A 17,449-nucleotide genomic window follows, 5' to 3' on the forward strand; every position below is an offset into this window, starting at 1 on the left:
TAAAAAAGCTCCTCTAAATGAGAAGCTTTGTCATATATTGTGACAGGTTTTTAGAAATTGAAAGAAACGCCTAAACTTCCGTTGTTCCCAACTTCTGCGAAAACTCCGAATTTATCGGTAAAGAAATATCTTGCGCCAATGTGAGCTCCAATTCCGAAATCTCTTCCTAAAACTCCCAAATCAACACCCGGATAAATATCTAATTGCTCAGGTAATTCTAAGGCTTCTCTTAAATGAAAATTCACTCGACCGAAAATAAAAACTCTGTTGTCTTTATTGTTGTCTTTATAATTTTCAAAATAAGCATTTCCTCCGGCTCCAACTGAGATTAGTTGATTTAAACCGTAATCATAAGTTGCAGAAATTCCTGTTCCGTATCCCCATGCATTAAGTCCCAAGTTGACTTTTTGATCTCCTTTTCCGGTGTAGGCTTGTGCACTGACTGTCGCTCCGATGAAAATCATCAACATAAAAACCAATTTCTTCATAGATTTTATTTTTAAATTATTACTAATGACAATTTGCAGCAAATATAAAACCGAAACCATTTAAAAACTGTAATTTTATACAAGTTATGAAATAGAAATGTGAAATCGCCATGTTTGTTTTTAAATCACTGATGTAATTTTAAAAAGGCGATTCCATACAGCAATTAAAAAAATAGAAATCAGCGTATGAAAATTATAGGATTAAATCAGGATATTGTCTGGAAAGATAAAGCAAAAAACTTCGAACTGATTACGCAACAATTGGAAAATGAAAGCGCAGATCTTTTTCTTCTGCCCGAAATGTTTTCTACAGGATTTTGCATGGGTGCTGCTGAAGTTTCAGATAAAAATGAAGAATCTCTGGAGTTTTTAAAGCAAATATCAAAAGAAAAAAATGCGGCTTTTTGTGGAAGTGCTTCAGTTGAAGTTGATGGTCAATTTTTCAACAGAATGTATTTTGTAAAGCCAGATTCTGAAGTTGTTTATTATGATAAAAGGCATTTATTTTCTTTTTCGGGGGAAGATAAAGTTTACATTCCCGGAAAACACAGAGTAATTGTTGAGTATAACGGAATTCGTTTTATGTTACAGGTTTGCTATGATTTAAGATTTCCTGTTTTTGCAAGAAATAATGATGATTATGATGCAATTTTGTATGTTGCCAATTGGCCTGAAAAAAGAGTGGGAGCGTGGGAACATTTGCTGAAAGCGAGAGCTATTGAAAATCTTTCTTTTGTTTTTGGTTTAAACCGAATCGGAACTGATGGGAATGATTTGTTATATAAAGAAAGTTCGCATTGTTTTTTTGCTGACGGAAAAGAAATTTCAGAAAAAAATGAAAATCTTATTTCTGCGGAATTAGATATCAATGAGCTGAAAGATTTCAGGGAACATTTTCAGTTTTTGAATGACAGAGATAATTTTGAGATTAAAATTTGAAGCTGAGATTGAGTTTTAGTAAAAAAAAATCCCACAGATTTAACAGATTAATACAGATATTTATTCTCATTCATCTGTGGAAATCCGTGAAATCTGTGGGTGTAATTTATCTATTTTTTTTAATCTAAATTTAAATGTACTGTTCCAAAAGTTGAGTCAAACGATTAACGTCATGAACTCCGCTTTCTTTGTACAACAATTCTCCTCTTTTGAAAACTGCTAAAGTGGGAACTCCACGAACTCCATACTGAGAAGCAATCGCGGGATATTGGTCGATATCTATTTTTACAATTCTTGCACCTTCGCCAATTTTTTCTTTTACTGTCGTTAAAACCGATGACTGTACTTTGCAAGGTTGACACCATGTAGCGAAAAAGTCGATGAGTACAGGTCTTTCAGATTCTATTAATTCTTGAAATTTTTGTGACATTGTTTTAATTTTTAATTGAAATGAGTGATTTCTTACAACGTTTTAGATTGGCAAACAAAATCCGAAACCGGAAGTTTTTCTGTTTTTTTTATTCCGTTAAAACCACCTTCGATTTCGGTGAAATTTCTGATTCCGTGTGAGTTAAGGATGCTTGCGGCAATCATGCTTCTGTAACCTCCTGCGCAATGCAAAAAGAAATGTTCAGAATCATCAACTGTTGAAACCCAATCACTAATCGTGTCTAAAGGTCTGCTGTAAGCGTTGTCGATATGTTCGGCAGAATATTCTCCGAGTTTTCTTACGTCAATCACTTTAGAATTTTCATTAAACTGTTCAGCAAATTCAACTGGCGAAATCCTTTTCACTTCATCGATTTCTTTTGTAGAATTTTTCCATGAATTAAATCCTCCTTTCAAATATCCCAAAACATTATCAAAACCAACTCTGCTTAATCTTGTGATTACCTCCTCTTCAGTTCCTTCGTCAGAAACCAATAACAATGGGTGTTTTACGTCAACAATAAGACTTCCAACCCACGGTGCAAAATCTCCTTTCAAACCAATATTAATAGAATTTGGAATAAAACCTTTGTGAAAATCTACAGGACCACGAGTGTCTAAAATCAAAGCTCCGGTTTCTTCTGCAAAACTTTCAAAATCTTCTACGGAAACTGGGTTTAGACCTTTATCCATCACATCATCAAGGCTATCGTAACCGCCTTTGTTCATGGCAACGTTCATCCCGAAATATTTTGGTGGAGCTGTTAAACCATCCAAAACTTCTCTAATGAAAGATTCTTTATCTGGTTGATTGAGAGCGTAATTGGTCTTTCTTTGATTTCCAAGAATATCAACTGTTTCTTTCTGCATGTTTTTTCCGCAAGCCGAACCAGCTCCATGAGCCGGATAAACAGTAATGCTATCATCCAAAGGTAAAATTTTCGAATGAAGACTGTCATATAAAATTCCGGCAAGATCTTCCTGAGTTACACTTCCTGCTTTTTGAGCTAAATCTGGTCTTCCAACATCTCCTAAAAATAAAGTGTCTCCCGTAAAAATAGCAGTTTCCACACCATTTTCGTCAATCAAAAGGTAAGTTGTGCTTTCCATAGTGTGACCTGGAGTGTGAAGTGCTTTTATTTTTACATTTCCGATTTCGAAAATCTGATTGTCTTCAGCAATAATTGCTTCAAATTCCGGTTGAGCGGTTGGTCCGTAAACAATCGGAGCATCGGTTTTTTTACTTAAATCCAAGTGTCCCGATACAAAATCTGCGTGGAAGTGAGTTTCAAATATATATTTTAAGGTAACGTTGTCTTTTTCAAGGCGGTCCAGATAAGGTTTTACTTCTCTTAGCGGATCTATAATTGCGGCTTCATTTTCCGATACGATATAATATGCGCCTTGTGCTAAACAGCCTGTATATATTTGCTCGACTTTCATCTTTGGGGTGAGAATTTTTTTGTTCTTTAATCTACAAAAATCGTATTTTATTTTTTAAAATCTGCTAAAATAAAATATCTGTTATGATAGAATAAATCTATAAAGTTTTTGTTTATTCTAATTTATAAAAAATCTTATAAAAAATCTCGTTGGTATTTTCGGATATATCTTTATCAATTTTAAATTGAATGTAGCTTTCTTTTTGTGATTCACCTTCCGGATAATCAATGACTGAATGGAATTTTTCGTAGATATGATTTTTCGTTCTTTTGTTATCGACAATATTGGTCATTTCAGTAAAATACTTTTCTGTTTCGGGAGACATTTTCCAGTCGTTTTTATGAAGTTTATAAAACTCAATCATTTTTTCAATAGCATACACTTCAGAATCAATTTTCATATCACTGAAACCTGTAGAAACTTCTTTGGCATCTAAATTTTTCTTCAGCCATTCTATTTTAGATTGTGCAGCAACTATGGTTGCATTTGCCATCATTGAATCTCTTTTAACAACGGGAGAAAGCACAATGTCTGGAGCATTGTCAATTGGTAAAGGCTTTACTTTAGCAATATTGAGTACTTTAAAGTAGGTTTCCACTTTTTGTTTTAATTCTTGTAATTGCTCTTTTGTGATATCATCACTCGTGACTCTTATTTTAAATCTCCATCCACCACATTCATAAATGGCAAGTAGTGACTGTTTGTCTACATATTTTACACCTTTAAAGAAATCTGCTTGACCTAAAGAGTTGCTGAATATAGAATAAACGTAATTGACCTTTAGTTTTTCATTAGAAAGCTCTCCAAATGAAGGTTTAAGATCAACTCCTGGTGAAGAGTTTTGGTTTAGGGCATATTCGTATGACAAAAATTCATCTCTCAGAAGATGGTTGTCAATTTCATTTTGCGGATAAATATATATGGAAAGTACAGTTTTATTCTTTTTTGATTTTTGCTGAATATAGCTGATTCCCATGTTCTGATTTTTAGAATCGTAAGAACGCACTGTTTCTCTTGTAAATCCTGCCCATAATACTGGGAAATTAGTTTTTGTCCATTGGTGTTTGTAATCATCTGTAACTTTCAGATCAACTGCCTTTTGTGTTTTTTGTGAAAAGAGAATTGCTGACAAAAAACAAAAGAAAAAAAGTAGATTTTTTCTAAACATAATTAATATTTTTCTTGATGCTATATTTAGGATTTACTAAAAAACGCTATTTCTATGCTAAATTAATCCATTTTAAGAAAGAAGCGCAAAAATTAATGCTACAAAATAATGAGACAACTAAAAACTTTTGTAAAAAACTTTATCTTTAGATGTTAAAAAAATCAAATGGCAGACAAATCAAAATTTATTGAAGAACTTAGTACAAGATATACTCCAAAAGGAGAACATATTATATTAGGAAAAGGAATGTTGGATGGTGAAGTTGTGACCGAGGTCAACGTTACGATTCCCTTAAAAACAATCAACCGCCACGGATTGATTGCCGGAGCCACCGGAACAGGAAAGACAAAAACACTTCAGGTTTTTGCAGAACAACTTTCTCATAAAGGAATTCCATCTTTGGTTTTAGATATTAAAGGGGATTTTTCTGGAATTGCGGCGGAAGGGGAAATGAATTCGATTATAGAAGAACGCTATGCTAAAACGCAGCTTCCTTACAATCCTCAAGCTTTTCCGGTTGAATTAATGAGTATTTCCGGTGGAAAAGGGGTGAAATTACGTGCTACAGTTACAGAATTTGGACCTGTTTTATTAAGTAAAATTTTAGAATTAAATGATACTCAACAAAGTATCATGTCCATCGTTTTTAAATATTGCGACGACAAAGGTTTGCCTTTAATTGATTTAAATGATTTAAAAAAAGTTTTACAATACGTAACAGATAATCCACAAGGTAAAGCTGAATTGTCAGCTAATTACGGCTCAATCGCTCCAGCTTCGTTGGGTGCAATTTTAAGGTCGATTGTTGCTTTGGAACAGCAAGGAGCTGCTGATTTTTTCGGAGAATTTAGTTTTGATGTTCACGATTTGCTCGAAACGAGAGATGGAAAAGGCGTTGTCAATATTTTAAGAGTTTCAGATATTCAAAATAAACCGCAGCTTTTTTCAACATTTATGCTTTCGCTTTTTGCTGAAATTTATATGACTTTCCCTGAAGAAGGCGACAGCGGAAAACCCAAATTGGTTCTATTCATTGATGAAGCCCATTTGATTTTTGATGAATCTTCAAAAGCGTTGATTTCACAAATTGAAACGATGGTAAAATTAATTCGTTCAAAAGAAGTAGGAATTTATTTTATCACTCAAATTCCTGGTGATGTTCCTGAAAATGTACTTTCGCAATTAGGTTTAAAAATTCAGCATGCGTTAAGAGGATTTACTGCAAAAGATAAAAAAGAGATTTCTAAAGCTGTTGAAAATTATCCGACTACGGAATTTTACAACGCTTCAGAATTAATTCAGAATTTGGGAATTGGTGAAGCTTTTGTAACGGCTTTGGATGAAAAAGGAATTCCGACTCCGCTTGTTCACACATATTTAATTTCTCCTGAATCCAGAATGGATGTTTTGAATGATGCTGAAGTTTCAGATTTAACTTCAAGATCTGCAATGGTTTCAAAATATGAAAAACCAATCGACAATGAATCTGCTTACGAAATTTTAGTAAAAAGAATGGAGCAAGCTGTCGAAAATTCTGCGCCAACGCAAAAAACAAAACCGGTAAAAGAGGAGCCGGGAATGTTTGAACAGGTTTTAAACAGCCGACAGGGAAGAACTTTTACCAATACTTTGTTGCGTGAAGGAGCTAAAGCAATTTTAGGAATGCTAGGTTTGGGAGGAAGAAGAAGATAAATGTAAATGGATAGTTTTTGGATTCTTTAATGTAATTTCATTATTTTAGCAGAATTGCCTTTTCGCAAAATCATTTTATTGAAAGGTTTGGTTTTTGATTATAGAAGTTTAAGTTAGCATATAATGTATTCAATTATAGATATAGAAAGCAATGGTGCAGGTTTTAGGAAAGAATGCATTATAGATATAGCCATTTTTAAATATGATGGTCATAAAATTGTAGACCAGTTTATTTCGCTTGTCAATCCGGAAAGTGATATTACCCCTTTTGTTCAGAAATTAACGAATATTAGTCCGAAAATGGTGAAAACTGCTCCGAAATTTCATGAATTGGCAAAAAGAGTTGTTGAAATTACTGAAGGTACAACTTTGGTTGGTCACAATATCGATTTTGATTACAGAATGCTTCGCCAATCGTTTCAAAGGCTTGGTTATGATTTTAAAATCAATACTTTAGATACAATTCCTTTAGCTAAAAAACTGATTCCGGATGAAGTAAGTTATTCTTTACAAAAATTGGTAAAATCTTTAGGAATTCCTATCATTAATGCGCACCGTGCAGAAGGTGATGCGAGAGCGACTTTAGAATTGTTTAAGCTTTTGGTTTCAAAAGACACTGAAAACGAGATTATTCAGAAGCAGCACGACGAAACGAATGCCAAGACTTACATTAATAAAATCAAGCTCTTAACTCAGGATTTGCCGAGCGACAGAGGGTTTGTTTATTTCCAGGACGGAAACGGAAAAATTATTTTTTCTGACCACGCTCAGGATATCAATAAATTTTCAAAAAAGATTTTCAATTCCAAGACAAAAAAATGGGAACAGATTCAGAAGGATGTCGAGCAGATTCATTTTGAACTGACCGGAAATGATATTATCGCAAAACTGATCCAAAATTCTAAGAACATCAGGAAAAAAGATATTTTGGCTTACGGACTGTATTTTAGAAATAATCATTATTTAGTTGAAAAAACAAAGCTGAATAAGGTTGAAAAACCAATCCTCAAATTCAAATCTTACACTCAAGGAGCAAAAGCGATTACTTTTTTAGCTTCACAACCTGAATTTGAGTTTGCAGAAGTTCTTCAAAGTAAAATTGATTTTAAAAAGAGAAACGAACTTTGGTTGGGTTCAGGCAGGAAATTAGGTGAAAAAATGTTTATCATCATTGAAAACGGAAAGGTAATTTCTTATGGTTTCTATGAACTTTTCACCCAAATTCAGACTTTAAGCAAATTATCAAAGCTAAAGGTCGACACTTGTTATCAATCTGCGGATTTGATCAATGACCTTCAGATAGCTTTACTCAGAGGTGATTTTGAGACTTTGCCTTTGCCGAAATAATTTATAATTTAGTACATCGGTTATATTTAATGAAAAGGGAAATGATTTTCGATTTCAAATTCTCAAAATAAATAGTACTTTTGCAAAAGAATAAAAAATAGCAATGCAGAATTTTAAACATAAACAAACCGGAAAGAAGGGAGCTGTAAAGTTTTCAAAGGTTTGGAATACCTAAAAGAGTTGTGTTGCATAAAAAATAATTGTAATGGCAGACTCTTTTCACGAAGGTTCTGCCTTTTTTTATGTTAAATTTAAAAATATGAATTCAAAAGAATTACTAAAGATCGCCAATGAATTTGGCACACCGGTGTACGTTTACGATGCAGAATCGATCAAAATTCAATACGAAAAACTTACATCTTCTTTTTTAAAACACACTAAGTTTTTTTATGCTGCAAAGGCATTGACCAACATTAATATTCTAAAATATGTCAAGAACTTGGGTGCATCTTTGGATTGTGTATCAATAAATGAAGTAAAATTAGGTCTTAAAGCAGGTTTTCCTAAAGAAAAAATCCTGTTCACACCAAACTGCGTTGATTTGGCTGAAATTGAGGAGGCGATGTCTTTTGGAGTTCATATCAATATAGACAATATCTCGATTTTAGAGCAGTTCGGAAACAAATACGGAAGTTCTTATCCTATTTTAGTTAGAATTAATCCACATATTTTTGCAGGCGGAAATTATAAAATTTCTACAGGCCACATCGATTCAAAATTCGGTATTTCTATTCATCAGGTTCGTCATATTGAAAGAGTGATGAAGTCGACCAATCTTAATGTAGAAGGACTGCACATGCACACCGGAAGTGAGATTAAAGACCCGGATGTTTTCCTTCAGGCTTTAGATATTATGCTTGAATTATCTGAACATTTCCCGAATTTAAAATATCTGGATATGGGAAGCGGTTTCAAAATCCCTTATCAAGACAGCGAGGAAGAAACTGATGTGAAAACTTTAGGAAAAAAAGTTGAAAAAGTGATTGCCGAGTTTTCAAAATCAACTGGAAAGAAATTTGAGCTTTGGTTTGAACCGGGGAAATTCTTAGTTGGAAAAAGTGGTTATTTAATTGTAAAAGCAAACGTAATTAAACAAACAACAGCGACAGTTTTTGTAGGAGTAAATTCAGGATTTAATCATTTAATTCGTCCGATGTTTTATGACTCTTACCATCAGATTGAAAATTTATCAAACCCAAAAGGCGCTGAAAGAATTTATACAGTCGTTGGAAACATTTGCGAAACAGACACTTTCGCTTGGGACAGAAAATTGAATGAAGTGAGAGAGGGTGATATTTTGGCATTTCATAATGCAGGAGCTTACGGTTTTGAGATGAGTTCAAATTTCAATTCAAGATTAAAACCTGCTGAAGTTCTATATTTAGATGGAAAAGCGCATCTAATCAGAAAAAGAGACGAGTTTGAAGATTTGCTGAGAAATCAGATTGAAGTAATTTAATACGATATAGCTCCACAGAAATTGTGGAGTTTTTTTATATTTAAAATTTAATGCTTCATTTTGAATCTTTAATTATTCAGTATCTTTGAAGATTAAATATTTTGCATCAGAGAATCTGTTCGATATGATTTAATATTCAATTTTCTTTTCGTGATGAGTGATTCTTTGAAGAAGTTTTATGTGATTGCCTGGATTTTTGGGCTGGTTTTTTATTTTCTTGATTACGTTATCAGATCTGCTCCAGCAGTGATGTTACCACAACTTTCAAATCATTTTAATACCAATAATTTAGATTTGATTTGGATGATTGGGACCTATTATTACACCTATTCCACCTGTAGTTTGCTTGCGGGTATCGCCTTAGATAAATTTGGAGGAAAAAAATCGCTTTTTGTAGGAACGTTTATTTTAGGAATCGGAGCGTTATTGTTTCTAATTTCCAGTCAGTTTGCAGGAATTTCGGGAAGGCTTTTACAAGGAGCTGGCTGTGCTTTTGCATTTCCAGGGTGTGTTTATCTTGCTAGCAAAGGTTTTTCCTCTAAATCTTTGGCAACAGCAATCGGTTTTACTCAATGTATCGGAATGTTGGGCGGAGCTTCCGGACAATTTTTAGTGGGTCCATGGGTAGATTCTGGTATGGATATCAATACTTTTTGGCTTTGGTCAGGTATTTTTACGGTGATTACTGCGTTTGCACTTTATTTTATAACTCCAAAAGAAAATTCTGAAAAAGGAACTGATGAGAATTCTAAAAAAGTCGGTTATTTTGAAACCTATAAAGTTGTTTTTAAAAATCCTCAATCTTGGCTTTGTGGCTTAATCTCAGGATTATTATTCGCACCGACAACTATTTTTGCTATGACTTGGGCGGTTGCTTTTTTCGAAAAAGACAAACAGTTTGCGTTTCATGATGCGGCAGTAACAAGCGGAATGGTAGCGTTCGGTTGGGTTTTTGGCTGTCCGTTGTTAGGGTTTATTACGGATAAATTAGGTCGAAGAAAACCTGTTTTAATTGGTGGAGCAGTTTTAATGATCTTAAGTTTGCTACAATTGATTTTCCTGCCGGAATTATTGCCTGCAAAAACCAGTATGTTTATTTTAGGTGTTGGTTCTGGAGCGGCGATGATTCCGTATTCGGTTATTAAAGAAACCAATCCGGATTATGTGAAAGGAAGTTCGACGGGAGCGATAAATTTCATCACTTTTGGAGTAACCACTTTATTGAGCCCGATTTTTAGTAATGTTTTTGGTGAAAATTTAGGAAATGTATCTTCAGGAGATTTGCACTTTCAAAATTCAATTTTATTTTGGATTGGCGGAATTGTTTTGGCAATTTTAATTTCATTCATGCTAAAAGAAACTGGAAGAAAAGTTTCAAATGTTGTGAATTAAGTTAGAGTTAGTAATTATTTGGTTTTAAATCAATCTTTATTGAAAAATTAATATTGATGTTCGAAAATTAAAAAGTAACTTTATAAAATTAAAGATTAACAGATTATGAAAAAAATATTTTCCCTTTTAGCTATTGTAATGTTTGCGTTTTCTTTTTCTCAGCAAAATAAAACAAGTATAGAAATTAAAACCGATAAAGATAAAATTGAAAAAGTGTATTCTAAAGGTTTTGAAAAATTTAAAAATGATTTAGCCAATAATTTACAATATACGGCAAACTCATTTCAGGTTTTGGGTGATTTTAAAGTAAATTTTACGATTAACGAAAATGGAAAAATTTCGGATGTTAAGGTTTTTCCTGAACTTTTTGATAAATCTTTTGAGAATGAAGTGAAAAGAGATGTTTCAAGAATGCAAAAACATTTTACTTCAAATCAAAAAGAAAATATTTCTATTAATTTGAGTTTTTCAAGAGGGTACAGAGATTTTAATGAAAGAGTACAATTTGCATATTACAGCAGATAATCTTATTTAAAATATAGTAAAGAAACTTCGTTATAATGCGAGGTTTTTTTCTTTTTTGGCATAATTTTGCCTTCTATTTTTCAGTAAAAATAAATTTATGAAAACACTCGCTTTATTTATAGGACTTTTTGCGGCAAATTTTGCATTTGCTCAAGATCTTGAAGACAGAGATGACTCTTTCATCGTTGAAAACAATAAAAATCTTATAAAAATTGATATCAAAGAACCTTTTATGCAGGTTGCAATTAAAGGTTGTAATGATTTTCAGGCAGCAAGTTTCGAAGGTGGCGCTACTGCATATAGAGAGATTTTGAGAAAATATATGTACACCTACCTAAATTCTGATTTTTATACTTTAACAGGTGATTTTACGTTTACTTTGACGATCGATGCAATGGGAAAAGTTGTAGATGTAACGGGAGATCCAAAAGTTTTGAATAGTGAAGTTTTCTTTGACGATATGCAATATGTGGTGAGAAGAATTAAAAAAAATTGGAAACCTGCAATGTGCAACGGAGAACCTGTAAAATCTGAGATGAAATTGAAAATGAATTTCTCATCTTTGTCAGCAGATATGTAATTTATGAATAAATATTTTTTTGTACTCCTTTTATTAATAGGATTTAAAAGTTTTGCACAGGAAACAAAAGTTAGCTCTGAAAACTTGACGGTAAATAAAACTGCTGAATTTCCAGGTGGAGATGCTGCTTTTAGTAAAGAATTTCTAAGAATGATTCACGGATATATTGACATGAGCAAATATGCGGTGAACGGACAATTTACCTTTCTTTTTGATATTTCTGCAGAAGGAAAAGTAGAAAATCTAAATGTTTTACCAAAAGTGAAAAACAGCGAATTGTTTATAGAAGACATGGATTTTGCCATCAAAAAAGTCAAAAAGAAATGGAAACCTGCAATGCAAGATGGAAACTCTGTTAGTTCGAAAAAAGTAATTAAAATAAATTTCACATCAGATCATTTCGATCACGGAGATTAGACTAAATTAATTATCATTAAAATACACTAATAAATGATTTAATTCGTTTATTTTCGCCGTTACATTTAGTAATGGCTTTTTTTAATATTTTTATCATGAAAATTAAAATTTTAATTCTTATTAGTTCATTTATTTTTTGCTGTATAAATGCACAGGTTTTATATAACTATCCTACTGGTCAGGACTTTTATGAAGGAGGGAGACAAGGCTACACTAAGGAAATTCAGGAAGCTGTTGTAAAAAATAATCTAAAACCATGTGAAAAAACTGAAGCTTTATTTATGAGATTCATTGTTTATCCGGATAATAAGGTAAAATATGTTGCAGATACTGATTTAAATGCTGTTGAGAATAATAAATGCATGAAAGATAAGGTATTGGAAGTTATGAAGCATATGAAAAACTGGAAAGCAGCAGAAGTTAATGGAAATAAAACTGCCGCAATGTTTTGTACTCTTTTTACTGATGATTTGCTATTTGAAGGTAAATTCAGTGAAGACGAATTTTCAAAGCCTGTTTATATGCATAAAGACAAAGAAAGCAATATTATGAAGTTCAGAGAAAATTTTGTTAAATGTTTTGATGCAAATGGTTATAAATCTAATATTGACTATTCTTTCACAATTAATTTTGATGTAGATACAAAAGGAGAAGCTGGTTTTTTCTATATTGATAATGAATCAAATTTAGAAAAGTTTAATAAAATGGTTGTAGATTGTGCTTCAAATACGAAAAAATCTTATTGGAAACCAAGTTATTATAAAGGTGTTCCTATAAAACAGGTTTTTAGAATGCCAATAAGATTTAATGCAAATTAATCTTTAGTGTGTTTAAGAAAGTCTTTTAACTTCAATCATTTGGCTCTGACAATCTGTCACAATATTTTGTATCTTTGCAAATCCAATTCCTTCAAAATTAAAATTCATTATTGCATAATCTTGGGTTTTAAATTTGAACTTTAAATCGATTACTGTGCAGGAAAAATATATAGACGAAACAAAACAGGGCGAAGCATTTGCCATTGCAGAAAAGACTGGAAATTCTAAAAAACTATTTTTAGAAAGTTATGGCTGTCAAATGAACTTCTCAGATTCTGAAATTGTTGCGTCGATTCTTAACGAACAAGGTTATAATACCACTTTAAAAGTAGAAGAAGCAGATTTAATTCTCCTTAATACTTGTTCGATTCGTGAAAAAGCTGAGCAAACCGTGAGAATGCGACTTGCGCAATTCAAAAATCTAAAAAAAGAACGTCCAAACATGACAGTTGGTGTTCTTGGTTGTATGGCTGAAAGACTGAAAACCAAATTCTTGGAAGAGGAACAATTGGTTGATCTTGTGGTTGGTCCCGATGCGTACAGAGATTTACCCAATCTTTTAAAAGAAACTGAAGACGGAAGAGACGCAATTAATGTAATTCTTTCAAAAGAAGAAACATACGCAGATATAAACCCGGTTCGTTTAGGAGGAAATGGCGTTACTGCTTTCGTTACCATTACGAGAGGTTGCGATAATATGTGTACTTTTTGTGTTGTTCCATTTACGAGAGGTCGTGAGAGAAGTCGTGATCCGCATTCTATTTTGGATGAATGTAAAAGTCTTTGGGAAAGCGGTTACAAAGAAATTACCTTGTTAGGTCAAAACGTAGATTCTTACCTTTGGTACGGAGGCGGTCCTAAGAAAGATTTCGCCAAAGCATCCGAAATGCAGAAAGCAACGGCTGTAAATTTTGCGCAATTGCTTGATTCTGTTGCAAAAGCAGTTCCTCAAATGAGAATCAGATTCTCAACTTCGAATCCTCAGGATATGGATCTGGAGGTTTTCAGAATGATTGCAAAACACGATAATATTTGTAATTATGTGCATTTGCCGGTTCAAAGCGGAAGCAATAAAATGTTGGAAGCGATGAACAGACAGCATACCCGTGAAGAATATTTAGATTTAATCAGAAAAGCGAAAGAAATTGTTCCGGATATTTCTTTTTCACAAGATATGATTATTGGTTTCTGCAACGAAACGGAAGAAGATCACCAAGATACTTTAAGTTTGATGAGGGAAGTAGAGTTCGATTACGGCTATATGTTTTCGTATTCTGAGAGACCGGGAACTCCGGCTCACAAAAAGATGGAAGACAATATTCCGGCTGATGTTAAACAAAGACGTTTGGCAGAAGTTATTGCTTTACAGGGCGAACTGTCAAGAAAAAGAATGCAAAGTTACGTTGGAAGAGTACACGAGGTTTTGATTGAAGGAATTTCAAAGAAAAATAAAAACCAATGGAAGGGAAGAAATTCTCAAAATGCAGTTTGTGTCTTTGATATGCAGGAAGGTCAGAAATTGGGAGACATTGTGAACGTTTTTGTGTTTGACAATACTCAAGGCACACTTTTAGGGGAAACGGTGAAATAGTAAGTTGGCCTAAAACTTAGAATTAAATAAAATTATTATCAACATTAACTCAATAAACTAGACAATGGAAAAGTTTCAAAAATATTGCCTCAGTGTTTTATTGGTAATGATTTGCAGTAATATCTCGGCACAGGTAAGCAATGGATCTATCAAAAATGAAGATTGCAAGCAGCTGTTCGAGATTTATAACCGAATTTTAGGGCATGAATGTGAAATTTCAAAAGAGTATTGTTTAAAGAATGGAGCAATTCGCAATTTTGCAATCGGTCATAAACAAAACGCCATTGATCTTATTGAGAAATTCTTCTCGGGAAAACAAAAAGATAATTCTTATAAAAATAAATCGGAAGCAGATTTTTCTGAAAAAGAAAAACATAATCAACTTCTGAAAAGCTTTGAGAAAAATAGTAAAGAAAATCTCTTTACTGATATTTTATATTTTAAAACTAAAGTTTCAAAAATCAGAAATAAAGATTATTTAAATGTAATTAGTTAATTGCTAAAGAGATATAAATACATTCATTCTTAACAAATTAACTAAACTTCTACAGATAAAAAATTGAACTGTAGAAAAATAATCTAAAATTGACTATGAGCAGCGAGCTACAAAATATAAAAAACCGTTTCGGTATTATTGGAAATTTTCCGGCATTAAACCGTGCTTTAGAAAAATCAATTCAAGTTGCACCTACAGATATTTCAGTTCTTGTAATTGGAGAAAGTGGTGTTGGTAAAGAATTTATTCCAAAAATTATTCATTCAGAATCTAAAAGAAAACATCAACCATATATTGTTGTAAACTGTGGAGCTATTCCGGAAGGAACCATTGATTCAGAACTTTTCGGACACGAAAAAGGAGCTTTTACCGGAGCAACGGCAACAAGAAAAGGATATTTTGAAGTTGCCGATGGCGGAACAATCTTCCTCGACGAGGTAGGTGAATTGCCTTTGCAGACGCAGGTTCGTTTGTTGAGAGTTCTGGAAAGTGGTGAATTTATGAAAGTAGGTTCTTCGCAGGTTCAAAAAACCAATGTGAGAATTGTTGCGGCAACCAATGTGAATATGATGAAGGCAATCCATGACGGAAGATTCCGTGAAGATTTGTTTTATCGTTTAAATACAGTGCAAATCGACATGCCCGCTTTGAGAGAAAGAAAAGGGGATATTCATTTGTTATTCAGAAAGTTTGCGATTGATTTTGCCGAAAAATACAGAATGCCGGAGTTGGAACTTGACTCAAGCGCAATACAGTATATTGAAAGTTATGCTTTTCCGGGGAATGTTCGTCAGTTGAGAAATTTGGTTGAACAAATGACAGTTGTAGAGCGTGAGCGAAATGTTACGGTTGCGAAATTGGCAGAGTATATTCCGATGGATGCGCATTTGCCGATGGTGGTGAATAATGTTCAAAACCATCAGAAACAGACAGATTTTGGCAATGAAAGAGAAATTATGTATAAAATTCTCTTCGATATGCGTAATGATTTAAATGATTTAAAATCCTTAACTTCGGAACTGATTAAAAATAGAGGAACTGCAGATCTGAGCAATCAGGAGAAAAATTTAATCAACAGAATTTATACTCCCGAAACACAGCAAACTGCAAACGCGAATTCTTTGTTGTATTTTGAAAATAATAACAACAATAATCAGAATCATCAAAATATTCAGAATCCAACGATTATATCAAATTCGGATGACTCGTACGAAGATTTTGAAGACATTGAAGTAGAAGAAAATACTCCCGAATCATTGTCTCTTCAGAATAATGAAAAAGATTTAATTATCAAAGCATTAGAGAAACACAATGGCAGAAGAAACAGAGCGGCAGATGAATTGGGAATTTCACAAAGAACTTTGTACAGGAAAATAAAACAATACAACTTAGAAGAATAAAATAATACACTAAATTATGAATGTAAATTTAACACCTAAACTAATTAATTTTAAATTTGGCGAGTACATCAACAAAGGCTTTGAGCTTTTAAAGAAAGATTTCGGAAGCGTTTTCGTAGGCTTTTTGGTAACTTTTCTGATGTCGATTATCCCGTTCTGCGGACTTCTAGCAATGGGGAATTTCTACAAATATTTACGTAAACTAAACAAAAATCAAAATCCAAGTGCGGGAGAAATTTTCGATTTTAAAGACTTTATGCCTTATTTTATTTTACAGTTGATTATAATTGGAGGTGTGTTTGTTTTGTACATTCCGTTTATTATTTTCGGAGGATTAGCTGCAATAACTTCTGATGGAAATGGAGAAGCAAACCCGATGTTTGCGGTACTAATATTCCCATATATGTTCGTCATGTTTTTTGCTATTTACTATTTCTTATTGAAAGGGTTTTACATCTCACCATTAATTAGTTTTAAAGGTGTGACAGATATCAAAACAGCTTGGAATATTTCTAAAGTAATGACTAAAGGAAATCTTTTAAACATTTTCTTATTCTCATTGGTTGCAAGTCTTTTGTCTCAAATTGGTATTCTTGCATGTGGAATCGGGCTTTTTTTAACCATGCCTTTTCTCTATTCTGCAAATTATTTTGCATTCGAAGACGCTATTCAACAAATTGAATACGACGAAATTACCGAAATCGGTATCAAAGAAAAATATTAAGATTAAAATATAATTTAAAATGAATCAGCTTAAAAATCTTTTACTTTTAATTGTATCTGTAGGATTGCTCAATTCTTGTTACAGCTTTACCGGATCGTCTCTTACCGACGAAAAAACTGTGCAGATTAATGAGTTTCCTAATAATTCTGCGTTGGTAAATCCTACTTTATCACAGCAGTTTTCTACAGATATTCAAAACAGATTTTTACAGCGTACCACCCTGAAAGGAACAAAATCAAATCCCGATATTCTGATTGAAGGAGAAATCACAGATTATACAATTTCTCCAACGACGATTACTTCCACAACCCAGCAAACTTCTGCGGGAACGATTCAGGAATCTCAGAATAAACTGACAATCACGGTGAAAGTTCGTTATGAAAATAAATTACATCCAGACCTGAATTTTGATAAAAATTTCTCTGATGAGGCAGTTTTCAATTCAAGTCTTTCGCAAGATCAGATTGAAACTTCCCAGGTGAAAATTGCAACAGACAGAATTATCAACAAAATATTTAACGACATCGTAGCGAACTGGTAA

18 protein-coding genes are annotated in these 17,449 nt (G+C 33.0%); 14 read left to right on the forward strand and 4 right to left on the reverse strand.

The window, feature by feature from the left end; genetic code table 11:
- Nucleotides 1-50: 50 nt before the first annotated feature.
- On the reverse strand, nucleotides 51-488 hold the full coding sequence (locus OF897_RS02495; protein WP_267264104.1) for a DUF6646 family protein: 438 nt from the start codon (nucleotides 486-488) through the stop codon (nucleotides 51-53).
- Nucleotides 489-674: 186 nt separating this feature from the next.
- Here OF897_RS02495 and OF897_RS02500 point away from each other — a divergent pair, with 186 nt between their 5' ends.
- Nucleotides 675-1,427: a nitrilase-related carbon-nitrogen hydrolase gene (locus tag OF897_RS02500; protein WP_267264105.1), complete on the forward strand. Its 753-nt coding sequence runs from the start codon at nucleotides 675-677 to the stop codon at nucleotides 1,425-1,427.
- A gap of 130 nt (nucleotides 1,428-1,557) precedes the next feature.
- On the opposite strand, the gene OF897_RS02505 is transcribed toward OF897_RS02500, so the two are convergent.
- The 3 genes from OF897_RS02505 to OF897_RS02515 form a co-directional block, all read right to left on the reverse strand.
- Nucleotides 1,558-1,857 carry a thioredoxin family protein gene (locus OF897_RS02505; RefSeq protein ID WP_267264106.1) on the reverse strand — a complete coding sequence of 100 codons (300 nt, stop codon included), beginning with the start codon at nucleotides 1,855-1,857 and terminating at the stop codon, nucleotides 1,558-1,560.
- Between the two features lie 32 nt (nucleotides 1,858-1,889).
- Nucleotides 1,890-3,299 carry an MBL fold metallo-hydrolase gene (locus OF897_RS02510; RefSeq protein WP_267264107.1) on the reverse strand — a complete coding sequence of 470 codons (1,410 nt, stop codon included), beginning with the start codon at nucleotides 3,297-3,299 and terminating at the stop codon, nucleotides 1,890-1,892.
- A gap of 112 nt (nucleotides 3,300-3,411) precedes the next feature.
- Nucleotides 3,412-4,467 carry a hypothetical protein gene (locus OF897_RS02515; RefSeq protein WP_267264108.1) on the reverse strand — a complete coding sequence of 352 codons (1,056 nt, stop codon included), beginning with the start codon at nucleotides 4,465-4,467 and terminating at the stop codon, nucleotides 3,412-3,414.
- Between the two features lie 165 nt (nucleotides 4,468-4,632).
- On the opposite strand from OF897_RS02515, the gene OF897_RS02520 reads away from it, so the two are divergent.
- The 13 genes from OF897_RS02520 (at nucleotide 4,633) to lptE (ending at nucleotide 17,449) form a co-directional block, all read left to right on the forward strand.
- Nucleotides 4,633-6,159, forward strand: a complete 1,527-nt coding sequence (locus OF897_RS02520) for a helicase HerA-like domain-containing protein (protein WP_267264109.1) — start codon at nucleotides 4,633-4,635, stop codon at nucleotides 6,157-6,159.
- A gap of 123 nt (nucleotides 6,160-6,282) precedes the next feature.
- A complete protein-coding gene (locus OF897_RS02525) occupies nucleotides 6,283-7,506 on the forward strand; it encodes a 3'-5' exonuclease (RefSeq protein WP_267264110.1) in 1,224 nt (407 codons plus the stop codon).
- A gap of 259 nt (nucleotides 7,507-7,765) precedes the next feature.
- A complete protein-coding gene (gene lysA / locus OF897_RS02530; protein ID WP_267264216.1) occupies nucleotides 7,766-8,965 on the forward strand; it encodes a diaminopimelate decarboxylase in 1,200 nt (399 codons plus the stop codon).
- A 153-nt stretch (nucleotides 8,966-9,118) separates the two neighbouring features.
- A complete protein-coding gene (locus OF897_RS02535; RefSeq protein ID WP_267264111.1) occupies nucleotides 9,119-10,357 on the forward strand; it encodes an MFS transporter in 1,239 nt (412 codons plus the stop codon).
- Between the two features lie 105 nt (nucleotides 10,358-10,462).
- Nucleotides 10,463-10,882, forward strand: coding sequence for a hypothetical protein (locus tag OF897_RS02540; protein WP_267264112.1), 420 nt, complete (start codon nucleotides 10,463-10,465; stop codon nucleotides 10,880-10,882).
- 97 nt (nucleotides 10,883-10,979) lie between these two features.
- Complete coding sequence (locus OF897_RS02545) at nucleotides 10,980-11,462, forward strand: hypothetical protein (protein WP_267264113.1); 483 nt, start codon at nucleotides 10,980-10,982, stop codon at nucleotides 11,460-11,462.
- 3 nt (nucleotides 11,463-11,465) lie between these two features.
- Nucleotides 11,466-11,879: an energy transducer TonB gene (locus tag OF897_RS02550; protein WP_267264114.1), complete on the forward strand. Its 414-nt coding sequence runs from the start codon at nucleotides 11,466-11,468 to the stop codon at nucleotides 11,877-11,879.
- Nucleotides 11,880-11,974: 95 nt separating this feature from the next.
- Complete coding sequence (locus tag OF897_RS02555; RefSeq protein ID WP_267264115.1) at nucleotides 11,975-12,697, forward strand: hypothetical protein; 723 nt, start codon at nucleotides 11,975-11,977, stop codon at nucleotides 12,695-12,697.
- Between the two features lie 154 nt (nucleotides 12,698-12,851).
- Nucleotides 12,852-14,288 (forward strand): tRNA (N6-isopentenyl adenosine(37)-C2)-methylthiotransferase MiaB, encoded by a 1,437-nt coding sequence (gene miaB, locus OF897_RS02560; protein WP_267264116.1) that lies wholly within the window; start codon nucleotides 12,852-12,854, stop codon nucleotides 14,286-14,288.
- A gap of 64 nt (nucleotides 14,289-14,352) precedes the next feature.
- Entirely contained in the window at nucleotides 14,353-14,784 is a 432-nt protein-coding gene (locus OF897_RS02565) for a hypothetical protein (RefSeq protein WP_267264117.1), read from the forward strand.
- A gap of 95 nt (nucleotides 14,785-14,879) precedes the next feature.
- Entirely contained in the window at nucleotides 14,880-16,184 is a 1,305-nt protein-coding gene (locus OF897_RS02570; protein WP_267264118.1) for a sigma-54 interaction domain-containing protein, read from the forward strand.
- Between the two features lie 16 nt (nucleotides 16,185-16,200).
- On the forward strand, nucleotides 16,201-16,908 hold the full coding sequence (locus OF897_RS02575; RefSeq protein WP_267264119.1) for a hypothetical protein: 708 nt from the start codon (nucleotides 16,201-16,203) through the stop codon (nucleotides 16,906-16,908).
- 19 nt (nucleotides 16,909-16,927) lie between these two features.
- Nucleotides 16,928-17,449, forward strand: coding sequence for an LptE family protein (gene lptE / locus OF897_RS02580; protein WP_267264120.1), 522 nt, complete (start codon nucleotides 16,928-16,930; stop codon nucleotides 17,447-17,449).

It is taken from the genome of Chryseobacterium formosum (assembly GCF_026460885.1).
Taxonomy (GTDB): Bacteria; Bacteroidota; Bacteroidia; order Flavobacteriales; family Weeksellaceae; genus Chryseobacterium; species Chryseobacterium formosus.

Excerpts from the sequence above, each read along its gene's own strand:
- OF897_RS02495 (WP_267264104.1), bottom strand. The coding sequence starts at position 488 with ATGAAGAAATTGGTTTTTATGTTGATGATTTTCATCGGAGCGACAGTC.
- OF897_RS02500 (WP_267264105.1), top strand. The coding sequence starts at position 675 with ATGAAAATTATAGGATTAAATCAGGATATTGTCTGGAAAGATAAAGCA.
- OF897_RS02505 (WP_267264106.1), bottom strand. The coding sequence starts at position 1,857 with ATGTCACAAAAATTTCAAGAATTAATAGAATCTGAAAGACCTGTACTC.
- OF897_RS02510 (WP_267264107.1), bottom strand. The coding sequence starts at position 3,299 with ATGAAAGTCGAGCAAATATATACAGGCTGTTTAGCACAAGGCGCATAT.
- OF897_RS02515 (WP_267264108.1), bottom strand. The coding sequence starts at position 4,467 with ATGTTTAGAAAAAATCTACTTTTTTTCTTTTGTTTTTTGTCAGCAATT.
- OF897_RS02520 (WP_267264109.1), top strand. The coding sequence starts at position 4,633 with ATGGCAGACAAATCAAAATTTATTGAAGAACTTAGTACAAGATATACT.
- OF897_RS02525 (WP_267264110.1), top strand. The coding sequence starts at position 6,283 with ATGTATTCAATTATAGATATAGAAAGCAATGGTGCAGGTTTTAGGAAA.
- lysA (WP_267264216.1), top strand. The coding sequence starts at position 7,766 with ATGAATTCAAAAGAATTACTAAAGATCGCCAATGAATTTGGCACACCG.
- OF897_RS02535 (WP_267264111.1), top strand. The coding sequence starts at position 9,119 with ATGAGTGATTCTTTGAAGAAGTTTTATGTGATTGCCTGGATTTTTGGG.
- OF897_RS02540 (WP_267264112.1), top strand. The coding sequence starts at position 10,463 with ATGAAAAAAATATTTTCCCTTTTAGCTATTGTAATGTTTGCGTTTTCT.
- OF897_RS02545 (WP_267264113.1), top strand. The coding sequence starts at position 10,980 with ATGAAAACACTCGCTTTATTTATAGGACTTTTTGCGGCAAATTTTGCA.
- OF897_RS02550 (WP_267264114.1), top strand. The coding sequence starts at position 11,466 with ATGAATAAATATTTTTTTGTACTCCTTTTATTAATAGGATTTAAAAGT.
- OF897_RS02555 (WP_267264115.1), top strand. The coding sequence starts at position 11,975 with ATGAAAATTAAAATTTTAATTCTTATTAGTTCATTTATTTTTTGCTGT.
- OF897_RS02565 (WP_267264117.1), top strand. The coding sequence starts at position 14,353 with ATGGAAAAGTTTCAAAAATATTGCCTCAGTGTTTTATTGGTAATGATT.
- OF897_RS02570 (WP_267264118.1), top strand. The coding sequence starts at position 14,880 with ATGAGCAGCGAGCTACAAAATATAAAAAACCGTTTCGGTATTATTGGA.
- OF897_RS02575 (WP_267264119.1), top strand. The coding sequence starts at position 16,201 with ATGAATGTAAATTTAACACCTAAACTAATTAATTTTAAATTTGGCGAG.
- lptE (WP_267264120.1), top strand. The coding sequence starts at position 16,928 with ATGAATCAGCTTAAAAATCTTTTACTTTTAATTGTATCTGTAGGATTG.